The sequence below is a fragment of the Azospirillum sp. B4 genome, from assembly GCF_000333275.1.
In the GTDB taxonomy this organism is placed as follows: Bacteria; Pseudomonadota; Alphaproteobacteria; order Azospirillales; family Azospirillaceae; genus Nitrospirillum.
Genome location: NZ_BACU01000613.1, coordinates 1 through 5,050, shown reverse-complemented (window position 1 = coordinate 5,050; position 5,050 = coordinate 1). Strand labels below are relative to the sequence as shown.

Annotated in this window: 4 protein-coding genes and 1 pseudogene; 1 reads left to right on the top strand and 4 read right to left on the bottom strand. The window is 66.8% G+C overall.

All coding sequences use genetic code 11. The features are described from left to right. The 4 genes from I55_RS27485 to I55_RS27470 all read right to left on the bottom strand — a co-directional run. Positions 1–737: hypothetical protein (locus I55_RS27485; protein WP_148294010.1), on the bottom strand; the 737-nt coding region annotated here is incomplete at its 3' end. A 548-nt stretch (positions 738–1,285) separates the two neighbouring features. Continuing rightward, a complete protein-coding gene (locus I55_RS27480; RefSeq protein WP_083901475.1) occupies positions 1,286–1,882 on the bottom strand; it encodes a helix-turn-helix domain-containing protein in 597 nt (198 codons plus the stop codon). A 333-nt stretch (positions 1,883–2,215) separates the two neighbouring features. Further along, positions 2,216–2,461 carry a hypothetical protein gene (locus I55_RS27475; RefSeq protein WP_044563926.1) on the bottom strand — a complete coding sequence of 82 codons (246 nt, stop codon included), beginning with the start codon at positions 2,459–2,461 and terminating at the stop codon, positions 2,216–2,218. Between the two features lie 145 nt (positions 2,462–2,606). Continuing rightward, positions 2,607–4,523: a lytic transglycosylase domain-containing protein gene (locus tag I55_RS27470; protein ID WP_252181339.1), complete on the bottom strand. Its 1,917-nt coding sequence runs from the start codon at positions 4,521–4,523 to the stop codon at positions 2,607–2,609. Between the two features lie 185 nt (positions 4,524–4,708). On the opposite strand from I55_RS27470, the pseudogene I55_RS27465 reads away from it, so the two are divergent. Continuing rightward, positions 4,709–5,050, top strand: a pseudogene (locus I55_RS27465) (hypothetical protein); the annotation flags it as partial.

Below are 5,050 nucleotides of genomic sequence, written 5' to 3'. Positions count from 1 at the left end.
GGCCGGGCGCGGGCGGTGGTGACGATGACGGCCAGGCCGCGCGTCAAGGCGTGTGCCTCCAGGATGGCCAGGGCCACCGCCTTGGCGCCGGTGAGGCGGGGCTCCACCGCCATGACGCCGACGAGGCAGGCGTAGCCAGCGACGATGAAGCCGGCGACGGACAGCCAGCCCAGCAGGATTTCCGCGGCCACCCGTAGCGCCTCCGCAGGGATGGAGGCCTTGGGCGCGCGCCGCAGCCGCGCCACCGCGCGGCCGCTCACCAGGGTGATCACGCTTTCCACCGCCCAGGCCGCCAGCAGCACGCCCAGGACGGCGCCGATCGTCTCCAGCGTCGCCAGGCGGCGTTGCGGATCGGTGGCGATGGTGCTGGCCCAGTTGATGGCGTTGCTGATCAGCACCTGATGCTTGCCGGCGGAGAGGGCGTCGGCGACACCGCGCACGCCGCCCGACAGGAAGTTGATCAACCGGTCGCCTAGGCCGGGGGGCGCCTCCTCCGCAGTGCCCTGCGCGCCGGAGGCGTCGCGAAGGGTGATCATGGTGTGGATGTTGTCGATCAGTTCCTGCCGTGCCGCCGGATCCCGCAGCGTTTTCTCCAGGCGCTTCAGGTCGTCCTTGGACAGTTCATTACCGGCCGGCGCCTCTGCCGGCGCGTCGGTCGCCGCCCAGGCGGATCGGGCATGCCACGAGGCGGTGGACATCGCGAAGATCAGCGCGATGCACAGCAAGACAGATCTCATAAGGCTCTCCGATAGGCCTCCGCCCGGCAAGACTGTTGGCGGCGGGAACCGCGGGTCGGCATCCGGCACCGCCGGCGGGACGGGATACTGGCAGGTCCACGCGGGCAGGGGGGGCAGGGCCCGGCGTGTCTGGCGGCAGGATAGCGCAAATGCGCCGCCGAGGCGACCCGGGTTGGCTCATGACGACGATGGGACCAGGGCCCTAATCTGGATAGGGGGCGGTCGTTGTGGACCGCTCTTCCCCCCACCTGGCATGCGGGTCCGCACCGAGCGGTTAGAAGAGTTGAGGTCAGGAGAGCCGGGGTAAGGGATCTCCCCAGGCAAGAACGTGATCCTTCACTGCACCACCGCCGGATTTACGCCACTGATCCTTGGTCACAAGTGATTCACGACTTGCTGCCGCTCGCCCTTTCGCAGGTGTTCACTGTGACCGGAGGGACTTGCGCCCTCAAGAACGCGCCCATGCTGGGCGCACAACAAAAGGCGCGGAAGGGTGGCTTCCGCGCCTTTTGACGACATTTGGCGGGACGTGCCACTGCCACGCTTGCTTACGGAGGGGTGGGGGCGGCCTTGCCACGCTTGGCGGGCTTGGTGGCCTTGTACATGTCCGCCGGATCCCAAACGGCGCCCCGGCGGCGACGGGTGGGCTTGGCCTCGTCGGAGGTGTCGTCGGCATCATCCGTCGTGCCGGGGGTGGCCGCCACGGTGGGGGCGGGGGCCTCGGCGCCTTCCTCGTCACTCGACACGGCGCGCAGCAGGCCGGCCACGCAATCCGCGATGTCGGACGGGGCGTTGCGCCAGGCGCGCAACAGGTCCAGGTCGCGGCGGGACAACAGGGGCGAGCCCTCGTCCGGCGCGCTGAAGGCGGTGGGGGCGGGGCGGTCGGCGCCGCCATCGATATCGTCGAAGAAGAAGGTCAGCGGCACGTCCAGGATTTCCGCAAGACGATACAGCTTGCCGACCGAAACACGGTTCGAACCGCGCTCGTACTTCTGCACCTGCTGGAAGGTGATGCCCAAGGCGCGGGCGAGATCCGACTGGCTCATCCCCAGAAGACCGCGACGTAAACGGATGCGGCTCGCGACGTGGTTCTCAATTTTGCCTTCAAGTTCGGCAACAACCGTGTTCTTAGTCCTACGGGGCATGGGCACTACTCCAAGTCGATGACGCACCAGCTCAATTCATGGGATGGGACGGCAGCATTACCTACTAAGGTAGGAAGTCAGAATTGTGGCGAGAGTATGGATATGTCTGGACGCTGACAACTGGCATTGTTGGTCCGCATTCAACCTGTCCTCCCTGTTTCCTTCTTTAGAGCTGTTTGGCTGAGAGAATACAATAGTATTCATCTTTCTGGTTTCCCAAACACTGGCTGTCCACCCGGCGGTGGCGATGAATGCAGGCTGTGGCGGCGAAAAAGTTGGGAGGCGGAAGGGTGCGAAGGGCGACTCGCGGCCATACCGCATCCGCATCGCCCCTCAGGGTAGGTTCGCGGCCTCCAATTCCGGCGCGCGCCCGCTCATGGCGTTGGCGCCGTAGGCAGCCAGTTGCCCCTTCAACATATCCAAAAGTTCGTTAAGGCTGTCGCGCGCGTAATCGTCGCGCTGCCGCGCCAATTCGCTGCGGGTCAACTGGATAAAGGCGTCCACCAAGCGATGGTGGATGGCGGCGGCCTGCAGCAGGGGTGCCGGAAGCGGTTGCGGAGCCAGGGGGACGGAGGCCATGTCGCGTTCCTACAGGGGGCTGTTTACCCAAGTAGGATATGGCGTCCGTCGTTAATCGCAAGTTAACAGTGCGTTTGGCGACATTTCGCCTAACCTTTTGCGCGAATTAACCAAAATCACGCGCGAATTAGCCCTGATTTCCCCCTCAACCGGCGGTCCCCCGCTTCAAATCAGTGGTCATGGGCAGCTGTTTGGCCCCGGCGCGGATACGATATACGTGCAGATTCTCCAGCACGCGCTGGACGTAATTCCGCGTCTCGTAGATCGGGATGGTTTCCACCCAGTCCACCGGATCCACCGCGTCGATGCGCGGGTCGCCATAGTCGCGCAGCCAGTTGGCGACGCGGCCCGGCCCGGCGTTGTAGGCGGCGATCGCCAGGATGTAGGAACCGCCGAAACGATCCAGCAGGTCCTGCACGTAGATGCTGCCCAGGCGGATGTTGAAGTCCGCGTCGTGGGTCAGCTTGCCCACTGCGTATTTCATGCCCTCCCGCTTGGCCAGTTGCTGCGCCGTCGGCGGCATCAGCTGCATCAGGCCCAGGGCGCCGGCACCGCTGGCGGCGTCCACCTTGAAGCTGCTCTCCTGCCGGATCAGCGCGTGGATCAGCGCCGGCTCCGGCTGGGGCGGCAGACGGGAGGAGATGATGGGATAGCCGGCGTCGGCCAGCACGATGCCTTGGCTCAGCGACTGGCGGCTGATGCCCACGCCCAGGTCCCGGCGGTGCATCTCCAGCGCGGCCTTGGCCACCAGCACGAAGTCATCGGGCGTCTTGGCGTCCTGCGACAGCTTGCGCAGGAACAGGTCGACGCGGTCATCGTCCTCGGTCAGCACCTTGTCCAGCAGGCGCGCGGCGCGCACCAGTTCCTTCTTCTCGAACTTCGCGCGGGCGTCGGCCGAGGGCGTGGGGGCGATGGGGATGGCTTCCGCCTGGCCCAGCTTCTCCTGCGCCATCATGCCATAGAAGGTGCTGCCGTACCGGGCGCCCAGCTCGTACCACTGGCGGGCGCGCTCCGGGTTGCCCAGCTTCTCGCAGGCGCGGCCCGCCCAATAGGCGCCGCGCGATTGCCCGATGGGGGAGGACACGCCCTCATACAAGCGCGTGAAATGGTCCAGCGCCTGTTCCGGCTTGTTCAGGAACTGCAGCGACAGCCAGCCGGCCATGAACTCCGCCTGGATGAAGCCCAGGCCGTCGGTCACGCCGTGGTTGGCCGCCAGGCGATAGGCGCGCTGCATCTGGCCCTGGTCCATCAGGCGGCGGGCCAGGATGTGGCGCTCCATCCACCAGGCCTCGGGATGACCCATTTCCTTACCCACGTCCTTGGGCAGGTTCTCCACGATCTCCAGCGCCGCGGCGTCCATGTCCTTGCGCCGGCGCCAGCGCAGGCGTTCGTAGGTGATGCCGGGCTCGGTCATCAACGGGGCGGGCACCTGCTGCAGCAGCCGCTCCACGCCGGGGTCCTGGTCGGCCATGGCCAGCCGGGCCAGGGCCACCGCCTGGTGGCCGGGATCGACGATGGGCAGCATGCGCCGCGCGTCCTCCTCGTCGTTCTCCCACAGCAGCCGGTCCAGCCGGGCCCAGTGGTCGGCGGGGCGCAGGATGGCGACGTACTTGGTGCGGAACGTGCGCTCATCCACCACGCCGAAGTTGCCCTTGATGTAGCGGTCGCGGATCAGGCCGATGGCCTTCTCGCTATCGCCCAGGTTCAGCAGGCTGTCGGCGTAGCGGGTGAACCCGGTGGTGGTCAGCGGTGGATGCTTGTCGAACCAGTCGCGCGTCGGCGTGTCGCCGAAGTTGGGCATGCGGATTTCGGCGTTGCGGCGCAGGGCCGCCAGGCCGGGCCAATCCGGATTCTGGTCGATGAAGGCGGTCAGGGCCTCGAAGCTGGCGTCGGTGTCGCTGCGGCCCAGATCCATCCAGGTCAGGACCTTGTCGGCCAGGGCGTCATGGCCCCGCTCGGCCAGTTTGTGGGCATCCGCCCACTTACCCTTGTCGGCGGCTTTGAAGGCGGCGCGATAGGTGCTGATGTCGCTTGAAGACTGCGCCAAGGCCGCGCGAGGCATCGCCAGCGGTGCCCCCATGAGCGAAAGCGGCAGCAGCAAGGCGGCGAGCCCCCGCCGGAACGGGGCCCAGGGGGCTGTTTCACGTCGCTTGTCACCCAGGTGCCGGGCCGCTAAGGTTCGCGCCTTTCGGGTACGTCAATTCGGCCGAGGAGCTGCGCCTGCTGCGCGACCGTTTGCAGGAAGCCTTGAGCCAGCTGCGCAAGAAGGCCGGCCGCAAGGGCATGGGCCGCAGCTACCTGTACCAGCTGCCCTGGTACATCATGATCGGGCCGCCCGGCTCCGGCAAAACCTCGGCGCTGCTGACCTCCGGCTTGAACTTCCCGCTGTCGACCACCATCGGCCGCGACCCGCTGAAGGGCATCGGCGGCACCCGCAATTGCGACTGGTGGTTCACGGACGAGGCCATCCTGCTGGACACGGCCGGCCGCTACACCACTCAGGACAGCGACCCGCACCAGGACCAGACCGCCTGGCTGGGCTTCCTGGACCTGCTGAAGAGCTACCGCCACCGCCAGCCGGGAACGGCG

Bases quoted from the DNA above. Each gene is read 5' to 3' on its own strand.
- I55_RS27470 (WP_252181339.1), bottom strand. From the start codon at position 4,523: ATGCCTCGCGCGGCCTTGGCGCAGTCTTCAAGCGACATCAGCACCTAT.
- I55_RS27480 (WP_083901475.1), bottom strand. From the start codon at position 1,882: ATGCCCCGTAGGACTAAGAACACGGTTGTTGCCGAACTTGAAGGCAAA.
- I55_RS27475 (WP_044563926.1), bottom strand. From the start codon at position 2,461: ATGGCCTCCGTCCCCCTGGCTCCGCAACCGCTTCCGGCACCCCTGCTG.